The 21,098-nt window shown below is 49.2% G+C and carries 14 protein-coding genes and 1 pseudogene; 13 read left to right on the forward strand and 2 right to left on the reverse strand.

The window, feature by feature from the left end:
• Positions 1–31: 31 nt before the first annotated feature.
• The 3 genes from NX722_RS14525 to coaE all read left to right on the forward strand — a co-directional run bounded on the left by NX722_RS14525 (position 32) and on the right by coaE (position 2,574).
• Complete coding sequence (locus tag NX722_RS14525) at positions 32–847, forward strand: aldo/keto reductase family protein (protein WP_262568593.1); 816 nt, start codon at positions 32–34, stop codon at positions 845–847.
• A gap of 252 nt (positions 848–1,099) precedes the next feature.
• Entirely contained in the window at positions 1,100–1,972 is an 873-nt protein-coding gene (locus tag NX722_RS14530) for a prepilin peptidase (protein WP_262563559.1), read from the forward strand.
• On the forward strand, positions 1,972–2,574 hold the full coding sequence (gene coaE / locus NX722_RS14535) for a dephospho-CoA kinase (protein WP_262563560.1): 603 nt from the start codon (positions 1,972–1,974) through the stop codon (positions 2,572–2,574). Before NX722_RS14530 ends, coaE begins: the two co-directional genes overlap by 1 nt.
• Before the next feature lie 5 nt (positions 2,575–2,579).
• Here the strand turns inward: coaE and NX722_RS14540 are convergent, their stop codons facing one another.
• Positions 2,580–4,220: an NAD+ synthase gene (locus NX722_RS14540; RefSeq protein WP_262563561.1), complete on the reverse strand. Its 1,641-nt coding sequence runs from the start codon at positions 4,218–4,220 to the stop codon at positions 2,580–2,582.
• A gap of 499 nt (positions 4,221–4,719) precedes the next feature.
• Between NX722_RS14540 and NX722_RS14545 the strand changes: the two genes are divergently transcribed.
• From NX722_RS14545 to NX722_RS14560, 4 genes and pseudogenes are all read left to right on the forward strand, one after another.
• On the forward strand, positions 4,720–6,225 hold the full coding sequence (locus NX722_RS14545) for a hypothetical protein (RefSeq protein ID WP_262563562.1): 1,506 nt from the start codon (positions 4,720–4,722) through the stop codon (positions 6,223–6,225).
• Positions 6,226–6,748: 523 nt separating this feature from the next.
• Complete coding sequence (locus NX722_RS14550; RefSeq protein ID WP_262563564.1) at positions 6,749–8,422, forward strand: tetratricopeptide repeat protein; 1,674 nt, start codon at positions 6,749–6,751, stop codon at positions 8,420–8,422.
• A gap of 22 nt (positions 8,423–8,444) precedes the next feature.
• Positions 8,445–8,588, forward strand: a pseudogene (locus NX722_RS14555) (IS1 family transposase); the annotation flags it as partial.
• 53 nt (positions 8,589–8,641) lie between these two features.
• Positions 8,642–10,552, forward strand: coding sequence for a tetratricopeptide repeat protein (locus NX722_RS14560; protein WP_262563565.1), 1,911 nt, complete (start codon positions 8,642–8,644; stop codon positions 10,550–10,552).
• Here the strand turns inward: NX722_RS14560 and NX722_RS14565 are convergent, their stop codons facing one another.
• Positions 10,553–12,637 (reverse strand): EAL domain-containing response regulator, encoded by a 2,085-nt coding sequence (locus NX722_RS14565; protein WP_262563566.1) that lies wholly within the window; start codon positions 12,635–12,637, stop codon positions 10,553–10,555.
• Positions 12,638–12,912: 275 nt separating this feature from the next.
• On the opposite strand from NX722_RS14565, the gene NX722_RS14570 reads away from it, so the two are divergent.
• The 6 genes from NX722_RS14570 (at position 12,913) to NX722_RS14600 (ending at position 20,926) form a co-directional block, all read left to right on the forward strand.
• Positions 12,913–13,491: a GspH/FimT family protein gene (locus tag NX722_RS14570; RefSeq protein WP_262563567.1), complete on the forward strand. Its 579-nt coding sequence runs from the start codon at positions 12,913–12,915 to the stop codon at positions 13,489–13,491.
• The gene (pilV, locus tag NX722_RS14575) at positions 13,488–13,979 is read left to right on the forward strand and encodes a type IV pilus modification protein PilV (RefSeq protein WP_262563568.1); all 492 of its coding nucleotides are present in this window, start codon (positions 13,488–13,490) and stop codon (positions 13,977–13,979) included. Before NX722_RS14570 ends, pilV begins: the two co-directional genes overlap by 4 nt.
• A complete protein-coding gene (locus tag NX722_RS14580; protein ID WP_262563569.1) occupies positions 13,976–15,031 on the forward strand; it encodes a PilW family protein in 1,056 nt (351 codons plus the stop codon). The genes pilV and NX722_RS14580 overlap by 4 nt, the downstream gene beginning before the upstream one ends.
• A 2-nt stretch (positions 15,032–15,033) precedes the next feature.
• Entirely contained in the window at positions 15,034–15,588 is a 555-nt protein-coding gene (locus tag NX722_RS14585) for a pilus assembly PilX family protein (protein WP_262563570.1), read from the forward strand.
• 6 nt (positions 15,589–15,594) lie between these two features.
• Entirely contained in the window at positions 15,595–16,029 is a 435-nt protein-coding gene (locus NX722_RS14595; protein ID WP_322740932.1) for a type IV pilin protein, read from the forward strand.
• A 76-nt stretch (positions 16,030–16,105) separates the two neighbouring features.
• Positions 16,106–20,926, forward strand: a complete 4,821-nt coding sequence (locus NX722_RS14600; protein ID WP_262563571.1) for a pilus assembly protein — start codon at positions 16,106–16,108, stop codon at positions 20,924–20,926.
• Positions 20,927–21,098 lie beyond the last annotated feature (172 nt).

Raw genomic sequence — 21,098 nt, forward strand, 5'->3', positions numbered from 1 at the left:
ACGTGATAATGAAAAAACTCAGGAAACCACAATGAACGCAACACCCAAATGGATCTACGGTACAGCCTGGAAAGAGCAGGCTACTAAAGATCTGGTACTCAAGGCACTGAAATCGGGCTTCAGGGCTATTGATACCGCTAACCAGCGCAAACACTACTTCGAGGCAGCCGTTGGCGACGCCCTGACGGCATCAGGTATTGACCGTAGCAATCTGTTTTTGCAAAGCAAATTCACTTTCCGCCCCAGCCAGGATGACCGGCTGCCCTATAAGCCTGATGCCAGTGTCCGGGAGCAGGTTGAACAATCCTTTGCCAGCTCACTGCAACATCTGGGTACTGATTATCTGGATGCCCTGCTTCTGCATGGCCCGCTATTCGGAGAAGGGCTCTGCAACGATGATCTGGAAGCCTGGTCAGCCATGGAGGCGATCTATCATTCAGGCAGAGTTAAGGCGATTGGTGTCAGTAACTTTTCCGCCAGCCAGCTGGAAGACCTTAACCATCACTCAGCCACCCGGCCTGCCTGGGTTCAGAACCGCTGCTTTGCCATCACTGGCTGGGATCGTGATGTCAGGCAGGTCTGTCAACGTCATGGCATTGGCTATCAGGGGTTTTCGCTTCTGACCGCCAATCCAGCCGTTAGCCAGCAGCCTGCCTTTCAGGCGATTGTCGCAAAAACGGGACTGACACCCGCACAGGTTATTTTCCAGTCTGCAAAGAGGATGAAGATATTGCCTTTGACCGGCACTTCCAGCCCCGGACACATGCTTGAGGATCTTGCCTGTAACAGGGTGACATTGACTGAAGATGACGTGACAATCGTCGAGAACATCCTACTTTCCGAATAATGCCTCTCCGCCTTTTCCTCGTTAATAAAGGGGTGCTTTTCGAGGAACAGGCATAGCCGAATTTAGAGGAATACAGCCAGCAGCGGTGACTGGCTGCCTTCCATTAAACAAACGCTTCGATTAAACTGCTGATCAAACAATTACCAGATTATATGCCTCGCTGGATTAACTCGTTCGATCAATCTTTCAATAACTCGTTCTATAAAACTTGTTCTATAAAACTTGTTCTATAAAAAAGGAACTCCCCTTCTGATGCTACTTCTTGAACTTCTGCAAGCTTCACCCGGTTATCTTTTATTCGCCTTAACTATACTCGGCCTGATTGTTGGCAGTTTTCTGAATGTGGTGATCCTGCGTCTGCCCATTATGATGGAGCGACAGTGGAAACTTGAATGCCTCGAAGCCCTGCATCCGGACAAAGTACCGGAAAACCCGATGAAATATAATCTGGTCACACCGGGTTCGAACTGCATGGCGTGTGGACACAAGATTCGTCCCTGGGAGAACATCCCGGTACTGAGCTACCTGCTCCTGAAAGGTCAATGCTCCCACTGCAAAACCTCTATTTCCATTCGCTACCCATTGATTGAAATCATCAGTGCCACTCTTGCAGTGGTGGCTGGTATCACCTTTGGCGCATCAACAGCCACCTTGTTCGCCTGTCTTCTGGCATGGGCATTACTGACACTGACGGTTATTGACCTGGATACTCAGCTGCTGCCTGACAGCATCACCCTGCCCCTGCTCTGGCTGGGCCTGCTGGTGAATACTCAACATCTGTTTGTCCCTCTGACCGATGCGGTGTTGGGTGCCGTGGCAGGCTACCTGTCGTTATGGCTGGTTTACCAGGGCTTCAAGCTGGCTACCGGCAAGGAAGGCATGGGCTATGGCGACTTCAAACTGCTGGCGGCACTGGGAGCCTGGCTGGGCTGGCAGATGCTACCCCTGATCATTCTGCTGTCATCTCTGGTGGGAACACTGGTTGGCGTCGGACTGATGATCTTCAAACAGCATAACCGTGAACAGCCGATTCCTTTTGGACCCTATCTTGCCGCAGCGGGGTTTATTGCGTTGTTATGGGGTAACACCCTAGTTGAGTCTTATCTGCAAATAATGGGAATGTAATGAGTCTGGTTATAGGTGTTACCGGTGGAATAGGCAGTGGCAAAACGGCGGTGACTGACTACTTTGCCACACTGGGCATTGCGATTGTTGATGCGGATCAGGCCGCGCGGGTCGTGGTAGAGCCGGGTCAGCCGGCACTGGAAAAAATCGCTCATCGCTATAAAGGCATTCTTCAGGAAGAAGATGGCAGCCTGAACCGTCGTAAACTGCGGGACATTATCTTTGCCAGTGACAGTGAACGAGTCTGGCTGGAACAACTGCTACACCCGTTGATTCGTGAACAGATTATGACCGAACTCAAAGCGTCTGTGTCGCCTTATTCGATTCTGGTTTCACCATTGATGATAGAAACGGATCAGCACCTTCTGGCAGACCGGGTTCTGGTGGTGGATGTGCCGGTTGAACTACAGATTGCCCGAACCATAAGCCGGGACAACATGACGGAAGAACAGACCCGCAGCATCCTGGCCAGGCAGGCGACAAGGGAAGAGCGCAGGGAAAAAGCCGATGATATTGTTGATAACAGCCAGTCGCTGGAACAGCTCTATCCACAACTGGATAAGCTGCACCAGCACTATCTGAAACTGGCTAAACAACGCTGAACTGGCTAGACCCCGGGACGCCAGCCATTGGTAATCGGATAACGGCGGTCCCGGCCAAAACCCCGTGGCGTTATACGCACACCGACCACTGCCTGACGTCGTTTAAATTCATTAATATCGATCAGGCGCAACACCCGGTAAACGGTATCCTGGTCAAAACCCTCATCAATGATGGTTTCAGCACTGCAATCTTCCTCAACGTACATTTCAATAATGCGATCCAGCTCACTGTAAGGCGGCAGGCTGTCTTCATCCACCTGATCCGGAGCCAGCTCCGCTGAAGGCGGACGGTCAATCACCCGCTGGGGAATAACATAACCCAGTGAGTTACGGTATTCAGACAATTCAAACACCAGAGTTTTGGGTACGTCTTTCAAAGCGTTGTAGCCGCCACACATATCGCCGTACAGTGTCGCATAACCCACAGCCATCTCACTCTTGTTGCCGGTGGTCAGCACCATGTAGCCTTTTTTGTTGGAAATCGCCATCAGCAGTACACCCCGACAACGGGATTGCAGGTTTTCCTCGGTGGTATCACGACCACTGTCGGCAAACTCACTGCTCAGGGTATTCATAAAGGCATCAAACATCGGCTCAATGGGCATGATTTTATAGTCGACACCCAGAATATCTGCTTCTTCCTTTGCGTCCTGAAGGCTCATTTCCGAGGTGTAACGGTACGGCATCATCACCGCCTGAACCCGATCCGCCCCAAGGGCATCAACCGCAATAGCCAGAGTCAGGGCGGAATCGATTCCTCCGGAAAGGCCAAGCACAACGCCTTTAAAACCGTTCTTGTTCACATAGTCACGGACACCGGTGACCAGAGCGCTGTATACCCGGCTGTGAAGATCGGGCAGAGGCGCAATATCTTCTTCAGCAATCTGTTCTTCTACAAACTGCTTTGCGTCGCAATCAAAACGAACCGCCGTCAGTGTTTCGGAAAAGTAATCGCCACAGGCCACTACCCGACCATCGCCGTTCATAGCAAAGGAACCACCGTCAAATACCAGCTCATCCTGACCGCCGAACAGGTTGACATACAACACCGGCAGACCGGTTTCCTGACAACGCTGGCGAATGGTTTCACGGCGAACACTCTGCTTGTCCTTATGGAATGGCGAAGCATTCAGGCTCAGGATCAGGTCTGCCCCGGCATCCCTGGCCTGCATGGCAGGCTCCTGGAACCAGAGGTCCTCACAAATGGTCAGTGCCAGCCGGGTTCCTTTACAGTCAAAAGTGGTCATCTGATGACCCGGAACAAAATAACGCTTCTCATCAAACACCTGATAATTGGGCAGGTGCTGCTTGGCATAACGGGCGATCACCTGACCGTCGCGCAGAACAACCGCCTGGTTCTCCAGACCGTGCGCGCCCATACCCGGCACACCAATAACAATATCAATGCCTTTAACGGCGTTCAGTCGATGTAAAGCCTGTTCTGTGCGCAGAATCAGGCTGGGACGAAGAAGCAGGTCTTCAGGGGGGTAACCGCACAGGGTCAGTTCCGGAAATACCACCAGATGCGCCTGGTGGGTATCCCGTGCCTGTTCAGCGGCGTTAATCACCATAGAGGTATTGCCGTCGATGTCACCAACCTTCAGGTTGATCTGTGCCATCACGATCTTGAGCATAGCTGCGGACATTGAAATGCCTAACGTCTGTAGTCTTTAATTCAGGGGCGCTATTTTCAACGAATATGAGGGGGCTGTAAAACTGAAATTAAGAGTCAGGAAACCAAATCCATTTTGAGTTGTCATAACGTTTATGAATATAACACCACCACATCAGGCTTTTATCAATCCAGGGACAACCGAATCTCAGCAAGGCCGTGGACGAGGCCGTGGACGAGGCCGTGGACGAGGCCGTGGACGAGTCCCTGGTGGATCACCAATAACAAAGGTTCCGGGAGCCGTTAAAAACATCAATCCCTCTTCACCAGATACGCCATGTGCAAGTGCAAGTGCAAGTGCAAGTGCAAGTGCAAGTGCAAGTGCAAGTGCAAGTGCAAGTGCAAGTGCAAGAAAAGTTGCTCCCACTGGAACAGATAAATCAAACCCTTCGGGAGCTAGCCCTCAGCAGAATATTCGGAAAATAATAGACCATGCTCTTGCCCTTAATAAACTCAGGCAATTTGAATCCACTTTGAATTTACTTGATCAATTACCCGACTACGACGATAAAAACATCGAATATAAAAACACCGACGTTAAAGACATCATTGTGGCGAAAGCCACTGCTTTTGAGGGTCTAAAACGATATCAAGAGGCAAAAGTCCAGCTGTTGGATCTCTTCAGGCGGGAGGGAGGGATTTACGAAAAGAACATCACACCTTGTAAAAGCTGTAAGACGAACATGGGAGTGGCTCGTCTCTTGCACCTAATGGGTACGTACGATGAGGAAAAAGACCTGCTGCTGGCCACCTTCCGTCAACAGCACGGGGATTACGAAAAGGGCATACCTTGTAACAACCATTTTGCGAACCTGGCAGTGGCTCGTTTCTTGCAATTTGAGCACAGATACGATGATGCAGAAGCCCTGCTGCTGGCCACCTTCAGTAAAGAGTTGGGGAATTACAGTAAAGGCATACCTTGTAAAAACCATGATACGAACCTGGCACTGGCTCGTCTCTTGGAGCTAAAGGGCAAGTTCGATGATGCAGAAGCCCTGCTGCTGGCCATCTTCAGTAAAGAGTTGGGGAATTACAGAAAAGGCATACCTTGTAAAAACCATGATACGAACCTGGCACTGGCTCGTCTCTGGGACCTAATGGGCAAGTACGATGACGCAGAAGCCCTGCTGCTGGCCACCTTCAGACAGGAGTCCGGGGATTTGGAAAAAGGCAAACCTTGTGACAACAATCAGACAAACCTTGCACTGATTTATTTCTGGGAGCTAAGGAAAAAGTACGGTGATGCAGAAGCCCTGCTGCTGGCCACCTTCAAGCAGGAGTCCGGGGATTTGAAAAAAGGCAAACCTTGTAAAAACCATGATACGAATCTGTTAATGATTCGTTTCCTGGAGCTAATGGACAGGTACGGTGATGCAAAAGCCCTGCTGCTGGCCACCTTCAGGCAGGAGTCCGGGGATTTGGAAAAAGGCAAACCTTGTGACAAACATGATACGAATCTGATACTGGCTTACTACTGGGAAAGAGAGGGTAAACTCGCTCGCTTCAGAAACCTGATAACAAAAGTCCTTGACACTAAATTTTTGACAAAGGATCAAAAAAACACTTACAAGCAGGTACTAGCTATCTCATACACCGGTACTGAAGAATTTAATGCTCATATCGACAATGTTACTTCGCCTGTCGACAAGGAGCATGCTCAGTCAATTCATAACCTGAGATTATTCATAAAGCAGGGACTGGATGAAAGCCAGAAGGAAGACGGTTCCCTATATCTGGAGGACGCTTTAACTCATGTGGATAAAGCCCTTAGTTTTGAAATCTCTAGTAATGAGCAAAAAGCTAAATTATTGTCACAAAAGGCTCATGTGATGAGGTTTAAGGAACCAGGCGAGAGTGAGCAGTGGAATGGGCTGTTCGAAGAGGCAGCCCGGTTGGATCCCTCAAGAAAATTTAAAAATAAAATGGATTCATGGCGGAAAGATGAGTTTGAGCTGCTGAAAAAGTTGGGAATAAAATAATCACTCATCAAAATTATAATTCATGGTCTCCACCGGCCCCTGCAGAAAATCACCCTGAATGAAATCAACACCACTGTGCATCACGATATTGAGCATAGCTGCGGACATTGAAATGCCTAACGTCTGTAATCTTTAATTCAGAGACGCTATTTTCAACGAATATGGGTGGGATGTAAAACTGAAATTAAGAGTCAGGAAACCAAATCCATTTTGAGTTGTCATAACGTTTATGAATATAAATCCACCAACTCAGGCTTTTAAGGCCAATTCAGGGACAACCAAACCTCCGCAACCCCGTGGACGAGGCCGTGGTGGATCACCAATAACAAAGGTTCCGGGAGCCGTTAAAAACATCAATCCCTCTACATGTCACTCATCAGATACGCCATTTGCAAGTGCAAGTGCAAGTGCAAGTGCAAGTGCAAGTGCAAGTGCAAGTGCAAGTGCAAGAAAAGTTGCTCCCACTGGAACAGATAAATCAAACCCTTCTGCTGACAGTGTTCACCGGGAAGTAAAACGCCGTTTGGATAATGGTTACAGACTCTTCAAACTAGGGAAATGGAATGAGGCAATTGAAGAGTTTAAAGCAATCAAGGGAGCTGACGATAAGCAGGAGATTCAAAAAATAGCAGGCCATACTCGTGCCCTTAACAAACTCGGGCAATTTAAAGCCTCTTTGAATGTACATGATCAATTACCCGACTCCGGCGATAAAACCATCATAGTGTCGAGAGCCACTGCTTTTCAGGGTCTAAAACGATACGAAGAGGCCGAAGCCCAGCTGCTGACTCTCTTCGAGCTGGAGAAAGGGATTTACGAAACGGACGACACCAGGCCTTGTAACAGCCACGATACGAACCTGACACTGGTTCGTCCCTGTAACAACCACGATACGAACCTGGCACTGGTTCGTCTCTGGGAGCTAATGGGTAAGTACGATAATGCAGAAGCCCTCCTGCGGCTCACCTTCAGTCAAGAGTCCGGGGATTACAGAAAAGGCAAACCTTGTGACAACCATTTTACGAACCTGGCACTGGCTCGTTTCTTGCAATTTATGCGCAGATACAAAGAGGCACTAGCCCTGCTGCTGGCCACCTTCAGTCAAGAGTCCGGGGATTACAGAAAAGGCAAACCTTGTGACAACCATGATACGAATATGGCACTGGTTCGTCTCTGGGAGCTAATGGGCAAGTACGATGAGGCAGAAGCCCTGCTGCTGGCCACCTTCAGTCAAGAGTCCGGGGATTACGACAAGGGCATACCTTGTAAAAAACATGATACGAACCTGGCACTGGCTCGTCTCTGGGGACTTCTGGGCAAGTACGATGAGGCAGAAGCCCTGCTGCTGGCCACCTTCAGTCAAGAGTCCGGGGATTACAGAAAAGGCAAACCTTGTAAAAAGCATCAGACGAACCTGGCACTGGCTCGTTTCTTGCAAACGGTGCGCAGGTACGATGAGGCAGAAGCCCTCCTGCTGGCCACCTTCAGTCAAGAGTCCGGGGATTACAAAAAAGGCAAACCTTGTAACAACCATGATACGAATCTGGCACTGGTTCGTTTCTTGGAGCTAATGGGCAGGTACGATGAGGCAGAAGCCCTGCTGCTGGCCACCTTCAGTCAGGAGTCCGGGGATTTGAAAAAAGGCAAACCTTGTAACAACCATGATACGAATCTGGCACTGGCTTACATCTGGGAAAGAAAGGGTAAACTAGTTCGCGCCAGAAACCTGATAACAAAAGCCCTTGACACTAAATTTTTGACAAAGGATCAAAAAGACAGTTACAAGCTGAAACTAGCCATTTCATACATCGGTACTGAAGAATTCAATGCTCATATCGACAATGTTACTTCGCCTGTCGACAAGGAGCATATTCAGTCAATCCATAACCTGAAACTTTTTATAGGCCAGGGACTGGACGAAAGCCAGAAGAAAGACAATTCCCTATATCTGGACAAAGCTTTAACCCATGTGAAAAAAGCCCTTAGTTATGAAATCTCTAATAATGAGCAAAAAGCTAAATTATTGTCACAAAAGGCTCATGTGATGAGGTTTCTGAAACCAGGCGAGAGGGAGCAGTGGAGGGGGCTGTTCAAAGAGGCAGCCCGGTTGGATCCGTCAAGAGATTTGAAAGATAAAATGGAACCATGGCGGAAAGATGAGGATGAGCTGCTGAAAAAGATGAAAATAAGAGAGTAATCATTCATCAAAATTATAAAAGCACAAAGTTGGAAAAGAGAATACCCAGAAGATAGAACGTAAAAATCTGAATTTCAGAAATTGGATCAAGCGTCTGGCCAGAAAGACAATATGCTTTTCCAAATTAGAAAAAATGCATGATATTGTCATTGGTCAGGAGCTGTAAAACTGAAATTAAGAGTCAGGAAACCAAATCCATTTTGAGTTGTCATAACGTTTATGAATATAACACCACCACCACCTCAGGCTTTTTATGCCAACTCAGGGACAACCAAATCTCCGCAAGGCCCTGGACGAGACCCTGGACGAGGCCGTGGACGAGGCCATGGACGAGGCCGTGGTGGATCACCAATAACAAAGGTTCCGGGAGCCGTTAAAAACATCAATCCCCCTACATGTCACTCACCAGATACGCCATGTGCAAGAAAAGTTGCTCCCACTGGAACAGATAAATCAAACCCTTCTGCTGATAGTGTTTACCGGAAAGCAAAAGAGGGTTTGGATCATGCTTTCAGTCTCTTCAAACAAGGGAAATGGAAAGAGGCAATTGAAGTATTTAAAGCGATCAAGGCAGCTAACGATAAGCAGGAGATTCAAAAAATAGCAGGCCATGCTCGTGCACTTAACAAACTCGGGCAATTTAAAGCCACTTTGAATTTACTTGATCAATTACCCGACTCCGGCGATAAAAGCATCATAGTGTCGAAAGCCACTGCTTTTGAGGCTCTAAAACGATATCAGGAGGCCGAAGCCCAGCTGCTGACTCTCTTCGAGCGGGAGGAAGGGGTTTACAAAAAGAAAATCATACCTTGTAACAGCCACGATACTAACCTGGCACTGGTTCGTCTCTGGGAGCTAATGGGTAAGTACGATAAGGCAGAAGCCCTCCTGCGGCTCACCTTCAGGCAAGAGTCCGGGGATTACGAAAAGGGCATACCCTGTAACAACCATTATACGAACCTGGCACTGGCTCGTTTCTTGCAAACAGTGCGCAGGTACGATGAGGCAGAAGCCCTGCTGCTGGCCACCTTCAGTCAAGAGTCCGGGGATTACAGAAAAGGCATACTTTGTAGAGAACATGATACGAACCTGGCACTGGCTCGTTTCTTGCAAGTAACGCACAGGTACGATGAGGCAGAAGCCCTGCTGCTGGCCATCTTCAGACAGAAGTCCGGGGATTTGAAAAAAGGCAAACCTTGTAACAACCATGATACGAATCTGGCACTGGTTCGTCTCTGGGAGCTAATGGGCAGGTACGATAAGGCAGAAGCCCTGCTGCTGGCCACCTTCAGTCAAGATTCCGGTGATTTGAAAAAAGGCATACCTTGTAACAACCATCAGACGAACCTTGCACTGGCTCGTCTCTGGGGGCTAATGGGCAGGTACGATAAGGCAGAAGCCCTGCTGTTGGCCACCTTCAGTCAGGAGTCCGGTGATTTGAAAAAAGGCATACCTTGTAATAACCATCAGACGAACCTGGCACTGGTTCGTCTCTGGGAGCTAATGGGCAGGTACGATGATGCAAAAGCCCTGCTGCTGGCCACCTTCAGGCAGGAGTCCGGGGATTTGAAAGAAGGCATACCTTGTGACAACCATGAGACGAATCTGACACTGGCTTACACCTGGGAAAGAGAGGGTAAACTCGTTCACGCCAGAAACCTGATAACAAAAGCCCTTGACACTAAATTTTTGACAAAGGATCAAAAAGACAGTTACAAGCTGACACTAGCCATTTCATACACCGGTACTGAAGAATTCAATGCTCATATCGACAATGTCACTTTGTCTGTCGACAAGGAGCATATTCAGTCAATCCATAACCTGAAACTTTTTATAGGCCAGGGACTGGACGAAAGCCAGAAGGAAGACAATTCCCCATATCTGGACAAAGCTTTAACCCATGTGAAAAAAGCCCTTAGTGGTGAAATCTCTAATAATGAGCAAAAAGCTAAATTTTTGTCACAAAAGGCTCATGTGATGAGGTTTCTGAAACCAGGCGAGAGGGAGCAGTGGAGGGGGCTGTTCAAAGAGGCATCCCGGTTGGATCCGTCAAGAGATTTGAAAGATAAAATGGAACCATGGCGGAAAGATGAGGATGAGCTGCTGAAAAAGATGAAAATAAGAGAGTAATCATTCATCAAAATTATAATTCATGGTCTCCACCGGCCCCTGCAGAAAATCACCCTGAATGAAGTCAACACCGCTGTGCCATAAAGGAGCCATCTCCACAGCACTTTCTACATTGGGAACAATGATCTGCCTGCCACTATCAGACAACTGCTTAACCATCGCCTTCAGCTCTTCCCCTTTGCTTTCATTAGTCAGTTCCTTGGTAAAGGAAGCATCCACCTTAACAAAATCGAGATTCAGGGCGGCAATGGTTTCCACAGGATTAAGACTGCAACCAAATTCACTGACCGATGTACCACAGCCCATAGCCCTGACCGCCTTGAAGAAATCCGGCATCTGTTTACTGAATCGAACCACATTCTGTTCACTCAACTCCACAACCAGTGCCTGAGGTTTAATTCCAGCCGCTTTCAGCGCTACTCCCATCCAGGGCAGAAACTCCTTGTCGCCTATCACATTGCCACCAAGATGGACGAACATTCTGGTTTTCGTCTTGTCGATATCATTACTCATCAGGTCTTTGCCTGCCTGAATAACCTGCCACCGGTCGACCTTTCCCCACAGGCTGTTTTTATCGAGTTTGGAACGAAAATTAACAGCATCATGCTCCCGACCACGGGCATCCATCATGCGCAACATAACCTCATAATGCCCATACTCAGAACCTTTCAGGCTGATCACCGGCTGATAAAACAACTTCAGGTCGTCATGCTGCATAGCCTGACTCACCATACCCGCCAGATGTTTTTCCACCGAACTGACTACATCAATCTTGCGCTTCTGGTAAAAACACAGCTTGCCACCGCCCAGCCGACGCGCTTCAGCACAGGCATGGCGAGCCCTGACCAGCAGGGTTTTAGCGTCGCTGTTGGCGTCAGTCAGCTGAATCGAACCCAGGCTGAGTTTGACGGGCAGTTTATTCTTGCCAACCGTTACCGGGGTTTCAGCCACTTCTTCCAATAGCTGGTCAGCAATGGTCTGAACAGTATCCTTATCCGCTGCCTTGACCAGCACCATAAACTGACCTCCGCCCCAGCTCGATGCCTTATGCTCGATAAGACTCAGGCCAAGCCTTTTGGCAACCTCCATCAGCAATGGCCGACTAACCCTTTTCCCACCTTTGGCGTGCACGGCTTTCAAGGTGTCGAGGGAAACACAAACCAGGGCGAACTTTTCTTTGCCTGAAATGACTCGCTGAATGGCAACATCCAAATGCTCCTGGAATTGCTTTTTATCGTACAGCCTGGTGTCGCTGTCCGGTTTTGAGACCCTGGCCTCTTCAGTGTCCGCCATGGAGTTCTGCTGTACTTCCTGCAGACGAACCAGAAGGCTCAAAGTAAAGTGTCCTTCAAAAGAGGTCGGCGTTACCATAGCCCTTACCGGTACATCGCCTTCCTCAGACCTCAGTGAACACTGAATCGCTGCCAGTGCCTGCCCACTGTCTTCAATACTGGCCAGAAACTCATCAACATCGTTCTGATCTGACGAGGCCACCAGCTCTTTAAATGCAGTTCCCTTCAGAGGTTCATTCTCATCCCGCCCCAGCAATACATTAAATGCCGGGTTGGCATAGCGAATGGCGCCTTCGCCAACATAAACAATGGCATCAACCTGATCGTTCAGGAGGTTTCGGCGCTGTTTTTCTGATTCATTCAGCGCCACACTCATGCGGCGGTAATTTCGGCGGGTGTTAAGGTCGGCAATTTCACGTTTTGCGGTGATCAACAGTAACTCATCCCCCTGTTGGGGAATAACACAGCGAACACCCTGTTTGATCAGCGCCAGTATTTCATCATCTTCCAGACGGTCGCTGAGAACCACAACCGGAACATCATGTCCCTGCTGCTCAATTCGTTCAATTACGCTGTTGATCGTTATGCCCTCAGGCATATCCTGTTCGGAAATCAGCAACAGGTCCCACTTCTGTCGACCTGATAAGGCTTTATCCAGACTGTCCATGGAGACAATATGGTGGGCGCGGGTTGAGTGTCCTGCATCACGGAACACATTAAGAACCGCTTCAGCTTCTTCGGCAAGGGCATCGACAATCAAAAGCCGAATAGTTTCTTTGTTATGATTTGTCATTAATAAACCCGGAGTCAGGCTTTTGATTTAATCCATTTCATCAGGATTATTTATTAATCTAGCAATGACTTGCTTCTCCGATCCTTTGATTGTCAAAAAAACACCATAATACTTATTATTTGGATAACCGCTTCAAAAAATTACAGAATATTGGTTTGGCCTCCACCGGGTAAATTTTTTATCTAGAATCGAATTAGTAGTAATAAAATCAGCTCTGATTAGCAGTTCAGACAGAGAGTTTTAAATTCTAACTTATTGAGCCCTCTGCATTCATCATGAAGCACCTTGCTGCCAGTGGTCTGACATTAATAGAGCTAATGATAACCCTGCTCATAGGCAGCATCATTCTGTCCATTTCTATTTCTCAAATTGGTGTAATCGCCAACAGAATTCAGTTTGACTCTATCCAGCAAAGTCTGATTTCCGGTCTGCTGTTCGCCCGGGCTGAGGCAATAGAAAACGGCGGTCTGGTAGCGGCCTGCGCATCAACAACCATTACGAGCGCTTCTGTCAGCTGTTCTGCAACCCGTGATAACTGGTCTTCAGGGTGGATTATTTTTATTGACAGAAACAATAACGGCATTTTTGATCCGGCTTTTGACAGAAGCCCCGGCGCACCGGCACGCGCAGCAGCAGACGATGAAATGTTAATGATGAGGCACCTTGAATCCAATGCCCGTATTTCCTGGGAAAGAAATAATACGATTAGCTTTCTGGCCAATGGCGCAACGACCGCAGCCAATGTCGGGGCATTCAGCCTCTGCGATGCCAATGGCAATGCCGACCTTACCAGAGGTATCAATATAAACCTGTCCGGAAGAGTGCGCCCCACCGCCACGGTATCCTGCCCATGATAAATCGTTCATCCACTTCATTAAAAAACCGGTCACAAAATGGTATTACCCTGATTGAAGTCCTTATCGCCAATATCATCCTTGCTGCAGGGTTACTCGGCGCAGCCGCCCTGCAAAATCAAACCCTGCAGTTTAACAACCAGGCAAGACTTAACACGCTGGCGAATATGCTGGCCTACGATATGATGAGCCGAATCATTGCCAATAATGAATTTTCGACAACGGGAACAGGTTATTCTGCTCCGGCAGCCAGTATTCCGGCAACCTATCCGGACGCTTGCGAAACATCCTCCTGCAATCCAACCCAACTGGCCGACTATGACATTAACCAGTGGAAATTTCTGGTCAGGCAATACCTGCCAGATGGCGATGGAACCATTGCTTTTACCACCACAACCGGAAACCGGGAATACACCATTACCATTTCCTTTAACGACAGCCGGGGACGGGATACCGACCGGCAAGTTATTCTCAGAGGGACATTATGATGGCGAAGCCAGGTCAGCATGGACTTAGCCTGATTGAAGTAATGATATCAACGCTGATGAGCACGGTTATCATTACCGCCGTCACCAGTGTGTTTCTGTCCAATAATCAGAGTAACCTTCTGAACAGGCAACTCGGGCTAATGCAGGAGTCCGCAAGATTTGCCATCAATGAAATATCAAGGGATCTTTCACTGGCTGGCTACACAGGCTGCATCAATCAGGCAGCAATCGGGAACGCTCTGGAAGGCACCATGACAATCTTTGACTGGTTAACCAATGAGCATAAAGTTCAGGGACTGACAGCAGCTGACGCAACGACAACCATTGACGGTGCTTCTATAAGTGAAAGCCTGACTATTTTCAAGCTTAATCCTGAACTGACCTTTGAAGTGACCGACCATAACCTCAGTTCAAACTCTCTGACACTGGACACGGATGTCAGTGCCCTGCTGGCCACCGAACAACCGGTGGGCCTGATTCGGCAGGATTGCTCACAGGTTGCCCTTATCAGCTTATCGTCTGTTGGTACAACAACCGTCAGTTATGCAACAGGCAGTGGCACAGAACTCCAGAACTGCACAACACAATTAAAGGGGGACTTTCGCTGTTACGATGCGTCGACCCCAACAGGCAATACCTCCTTTAATCCGGGCTTCATCAGCCCTGTAGACTCTGTCGTTTATTATATTCGTCTGGAAAACGGCCTTCCGACCCTCGTACGCAAAGACATACAAGACCGGAACGGCATCCCGGTAGTCGACGGCATTGAAGATATGCGTATTTATTATGGCCTGGATACAAACGGCGATGGTGCAGCCAATCAGTACATCAATGCCGGAGACCGGGCTTACAGGCACCTGGACTGGCATGAGGTAACTTCGGCAAGGATTCACATACTGGCACGCAGTGAAAACCCTGTCGTTCCGGCAGACATAGCACCTGTTGATTATTTCTTTGACGGAGCAAACATTACTCCCCCCCCTGTAGCTTCAGGAGAACCTGACCGGTTCCTCCGGAGAGAATTTACCATGACCGTTGCACTGAGGAATTAGTGATGCACAGACGGACGGCAAGACAAAACGGAGCCGCTCTGCTTTACACCGTCGTTTTTATGGGACTTATGGCCTTTGCTGGTTTAATCACCATGCAATCTTCAATGCTGGCCCAAAAAATGTCTGCCAGTTACCGCAACAGCCAGATCGCAGAAGTTGCTGCAGAAGCGGCTTTACTGGAGGCTGAGCGCTGCATTCTGAACCAGGCCTTATGCAGCGACATTGCCCGGTTTAACAACAGCTGTACCAACGGACTCTGCTTTACCGGCACAAACGCCAATAACATCATTACCTGCCGGGCTGATAATGACCAGCCCTGGCAGGACAGCACCCTGTGGGGTGACACGACACGAACCATTGCATCAACCAGTGCGTCAGCAGGAACCAGCGCTCGCTACATCATCGAATTTATCTGCTACATGCCACGGGTACTTGCTGGCACTGAACCTAATCCTGCCAACCCCGTGGACTGGTCAAGAGTTTATCGCATAACGGCCCTGTCAACGCTGGATGATGCAAATACCCACGTTATGCTACAAAGTACTTTCAAAAGGTGAGGAACTGTGAATAGAAAAAAGGTCGCCGGTTTCACACTGATTGAAATTATGATAGTCGCCGCTATCATTGGCATTCTGTTAGCCGTAGCCACTCCTTCTTACCAGCAGTATGTTACTGAAACCCGCCGCTCTGATGCTCATGTGGCCCTTATATCAGCAGCTACTCAGCAGGAACGTTTTTACACGTATAACAGCGCCTATTCAATGGACACGGATGACCTCGGCGGCAGTACGTCTCCGGAAGGGTTCTACACAATCAGCGTGTCAACCCCGGAAGGGACACCTCCTCCAGCCTCTCCCCAGCAATTCACCCTGAGAGCAGAGCCCGCCTCAGGCAGCCCTTTGACAGAAGATTTCGACTGCCAGGCAATGACGGTGAACCACCTTGGCGTCAGGGAGAGTTTTGATGGCGATGGCAATACCTCATCCGACTGCTGGTAGCCTTGAGTTTTTGCGGATAAGATAACGAATAAAATAATACCAAAGTTTCAAGCCGCTAATCAGGCAGGGACGCTCCATGAACAGATTGTCTGGAATAGTACTATTCATTATCTGCTTTTGTTATTCAGGCCAGCATACTCTTTTAGCCTCCTCATCCCATTACACTTTTGGCCCTATTCAGGGCAGCTCCAGAGGCATTCCCCAACTCATGCTGGCTCTGTCGTTTGATCATGAGCTGTTCAAAAAAGTTTATGACGACTACACCGATATTGACGGCGACGGTATCATGGATGTGACGTACATGGACACTTTTGAGTACAGCGGTTACTTTGAACCTGACTGGTGCTATTCACACAGTCTCGGGCGCTTTCGTCCTGTTGCACAGGCAACCGGAACCAACGGCCATAGCTGCAACGGCACCACATGGAGCGGGAACTTCATGAACTGGGGCACCATGAGCCGCATTGACCTGTTGCGTAAACTGATATACGGCGGGATGCGTTCAACGGACACGGCAAGCCTGACCGTTCTGGAACGGGCTGAAATCCCTAATGACTGGCACGCTTTTAATAAAGTTTACGAGCCACAGGCAGGTGATCCTTCACTGAGTGACCTGACACCTTATACCGGTACAGCTATTGCCATGTGCAATGCTACAACCACATCTTTGGGTACACCTTTTGTCAGGATTCGCACGACTTCACTTACAAATCCCTACCAGACTGATCCCACCTGGATCGACACCGTGGATGAGTGGGCCGGCGGCGATAGTTTAACCTGCGGCAATAATGCCCTGGCACAACTGGAGGTGCGGATTGAGGCTTGTCACAGTACCTCCACGAGCAACGACTGCCTGAATTACGGGAGCAGCAGAAAACCGATAGGGCTTATACAAAGACGACAGGACGATGTACATTTTGGATTGATCACCGGTAGTTTCGACGCCAACATTAGCGGTGGTGTTGTCAGAAAAAATATTGGTTCAGCCGCAGATGAAATTGACCAGTCAACGGGTCAGTTCATTCTAAATAACGGGATAGTGGCCAATATTGACCGCCTCAGGATCGCAGAGTATCCCTATGGTCTTGGTTTTATGAGCTGTGGAGGAAGCGGTCCTTCGGGATGCACCCCGGTTTGGAGCGTTCAGGGTTTATCCTTCCGCTGTCGTACGGAGCCCTTGCCGTGCCGTGACTGGGGCAACCCTATTTCTGAGATTTACCTGGAAGCGCTTCGTTATTTTAGCGGACAGACAACGCCATCATCCGAATACTCAACCGGCACTGACCTCGGACTGTCCAAACCTGCCTGGCAAGATCCGCTTTCCGTCACTAACGCCTGCTCCAACTGCTCGATCTTACTATTATCGACAGGACAGAACTCCTACGACGACGATAACTATAACAACCTCTCTGATGTTATCAGTGGCGGATTAACGCAACTGCAAACCCTGACCGACCAGATAGGAACTCTGGAGCCTGATTTAAGTTTTCCGGGTAACTACGTCATTGGTGAAGTAGCAGGCGTCACTGGTGTAAGACAGTGTCTGCCCAGAACGCTCCCCCGTCTGAGCCTGGCTCGTGGCATCTGCCCGGAAGCACCACTGATGGAAGGCTCCTACTATTTGTCAGGGCTCAGCCACTTTGCTTTTAACAATGACCTTCGGTCTGGTCTTTCAGGAAGCCAAACCATCAACACCTATGTCGTCGAACTGGCTAAAAGCATACCAGCACTGAACTTTGCGGTACCCATTAGTGGCGGACAGACCCGTACCGTGAGCCTCACCCCAATCTGCCAGGCATCAAACGGTGCTACTACCACCTACGAAAGCGAGTTTTTTCCCTGTAGTTTTCTTAAGATGCAAGTCAGGAATTTCACTGTTGACACCAACGGCGCATTGACTTCCATCAGCTTCAGGATTCTCTGGCAGGATTTTCCCTGGGGAGGCGATGGGGACGCTGACGCCTCCGCAGTTTATACCGTTAACGTATCCAATAATAATTTTCAGGTCGAAATCAGTGACCCTGTCTCAAGGGCGGCCTATTCACTGCGTATTGGCTACTCCCTGACAGGTGTCAACGGTTACAACGGTCTGGTGACTGACGCAGATTACAATTCAGATTACAAAGGTTTTTTATCAGGCTATGATGATGCCGACGCCGAATCAGCGATGATTATTTGGCAGGGTGGGTTGCTTGAAGGCTTTCTTAATTTTCCTTGTTCTGGGACAGGGTGTCAGAGCTGGGCCACGCCTTTAACCGTAACAAAAAACTTCACCCCTTCTGCCAACTTTTCAGAATCACTGCCTTCACCATTAATTCTGGCAGCCAAATACAGCAGTTTTAACGATCTGGACAATGACGGGACGCCCAACTTTGATGGCGATGGTGACGGCGTGCCAGATGATGACAGTCGTGAATGGGACAATGTTAACAATGTCTCGGGGGTACAGGTGCCTGACGGCATTCCAGATAACTATTTCTTTTCAGATAACCCGAACCGGTTGAACGAACAGTTAAATGAGCTGCTGGAAAATCTGGCTGGCACCGTCTCCTCATCATCAGCCCCTGTTGTCACAACTGATCCGGAAGGTAGCAGGTCGGTAGTACAAGCCCTGTTCAGTGCGAATGAAACCGTTAATAACCTGACTGTTTCCTGGGTTGGATGGCTTTACAGTTTATTCATTGACGAAAGAGGTCATCTGCGAGAAGACGCAAACAGCAACCGTACCCTTGATGACTACAGCGTCGACCCGGTGGTCACCCTGAACTTCAATGCCGCCTCAGGAAATACTACTGTGCAACGCTGGAACAGCACAGACAACGGCATTACCCTGACCCCCAATGGCAACACCGTATCAATAGACGACCTTGACACACTATGGGATGCCAGAAACGAACTCTCTGACCTGAGCAACCTTCTTACCCAGCGGAGTTATACCTCTGCCACAAGTAACGGGCGACACATCCTTACCTGGCTGGACGACAACAACAATTCAACCGTTGATACCGGGGAACTACACGCTTTTACCAGCAGTCTGTTTTCCGGAGCGAGAGAAGGCTACCTGGGGAACCCGACAGCAGGGGTCACGAGCCTAATCAACTACATCCGGGGGCAAGAACAGACAGGTCTTCGTTCCCGCTCCGTTGACTTTGATAATGATGGAACCACTGAAGTCTGGCGATTAGGTGACATCGTTAATTCAAGTCCGGTCAAAGTGGGGACTCCCAGGGGGAGCTATACCGGGGGAGACACTTTTAATCCTCTGGACGAGACATTTGAGCGTTTCAGGCAGCATTACGCAAACAGGCGTGAAGTGATCTATGTAGGGGCCAATGACGGGATGCTCCACGCCTTCAACGGAGGCTTCTGGAATGAAACCTCCAGCCGGTTTGAACTTACCTTCAGCGGCAGCGGTACCACATCGCACCCCCTTGGCGGGGAGCTTTGGGCTTATATTCCAATGAACCTTCTGCCTCACTTGCAATGGTTAACCGAAAACAACTACCCCCATGTGCCTTATATGGACGGGAAACTGCAGGTTTTCGATGCTAATGTTTTTCCAAATGACACAGACCACCCTAATGGGTGGGGAACCATTCTCGTTGCTGCCATGGGCATGGGGGGTGGTCCCATTGATGTGACGGTCAGTGGTTCCAGCCGTACAATGCGTTCATCCTATGTGGTTATGGATATTACCAATCCAGAAAAACCGCCTGTGCTTATGGCAGAAATTTCTGCTCCGAATCTCGGCTTTACCCTCACTCCCCCGGTACTGGTCAGGCAACGCAGGCCAGACAATAATGGCGACTTTGATACCCCCGCACAAAACGACTGGTATCTTGTGTTTGGCTCAGGCCCTATAGGTACAGGCGTCACCGGTACAGAACAGGCACTGGCTAATGGCACCAGTAACCAGAGTATGCGTGTGTACGTTTACGACCTTGAAAGTAAAGACTTTGTAACCCCGTTCAATCCCATGGTAACCAGCATTCCCAATGCTTATTCCGGCGAAATGGTTGTCGCAGACTGGGAGCGGGATGGTTACGATGACACTATTTACTTTGGCTCGGTACGAACCACTGGCAATCTGTCCGGAGAATTACTCAGGCTGAACCTGTCCGGAACAACACCAGCAGGGTGGGGTCTGAGTACCTTAACCAATCCACAGCGCCCTGTTACCGCAGCCCCCCTGGTGCTTCGCAGTACCGACAACCATCGCTGGGTCTATACCGGAACAGGAAGAGATCTGGTTATCAACGACCGGAACAGTGCACAACAAGAGTACTACTTCGGAGTCAAGGAACCCCGGTCTGGAAACACGTTTACCGGTACTGAGATCACTTTCAGTGACCTGACCGATACAACGGACGTTGATGTTCAGGCCAACGGCACTCTGGGCAGTACTTTTTCTGTGAGTCCGGGTGTAACGGCTGGCAACTTCGATGCACTGGCCACTGCAATCAACAATGGCTCTGGCTGGGTCAACCGGCTTGCAACCAATGGCACAATGCCTGACAACAAAAGCGTCAGCCCGGGTACCAGCACACAGGGTCTGATATTTTTTGTTGAATACTCGCCACCAACAAACCAGTGCAGCATTGTGGATAGCAGCTTTTTGAATGGTGTGTTTTTTCAGACAGGTACGGCCTTTCCTGCAGCGGAACGGCAGGTCTTCACGCAGGCAGGCTTCTCGGATACCGATATTTCGGTGAAAAGAATTTCTCTGGGTGCGGGTAAGTTTACCAAGCCACAACTGGCTATCACCCCGGAAGGTGACGTCAGAATTATTACACAGGGCGGGGCGGGTAATATCAGCACGGTTGACCTGACTTTGCCTGTAGCGGATTCAGGCCGCCAGTCCTGGCGCAGAATACTGGACATCCCACTGGCTCCCTGAAAACACTCCGGAAGCCACCGGGAGCCTGTCGGACTTAAGCGTCCGTAGCGAGGATTGCAAGAAATTGAGGATAAAAATTTCTGATTTTGAGGCGAATAGCGAGCTATTCAACGAAAAAGCAGGAATTTTTAGACCAATTTGTTGCAACCGCAGTAGGACAGTCTTAAGTCCG

The sequence above is a fragment of the Endozoicomonas gorgoniicola genome (genome assembly GCF_025562715.2).
Classification (GTDB): Bacteria; Pseudomonadota; Gammaproteobacteria; order Pseudomonadales; family Endozoicomonadaceae; genus Endozoicomonas_A; species Endozoicomonas_A gorgoniicola.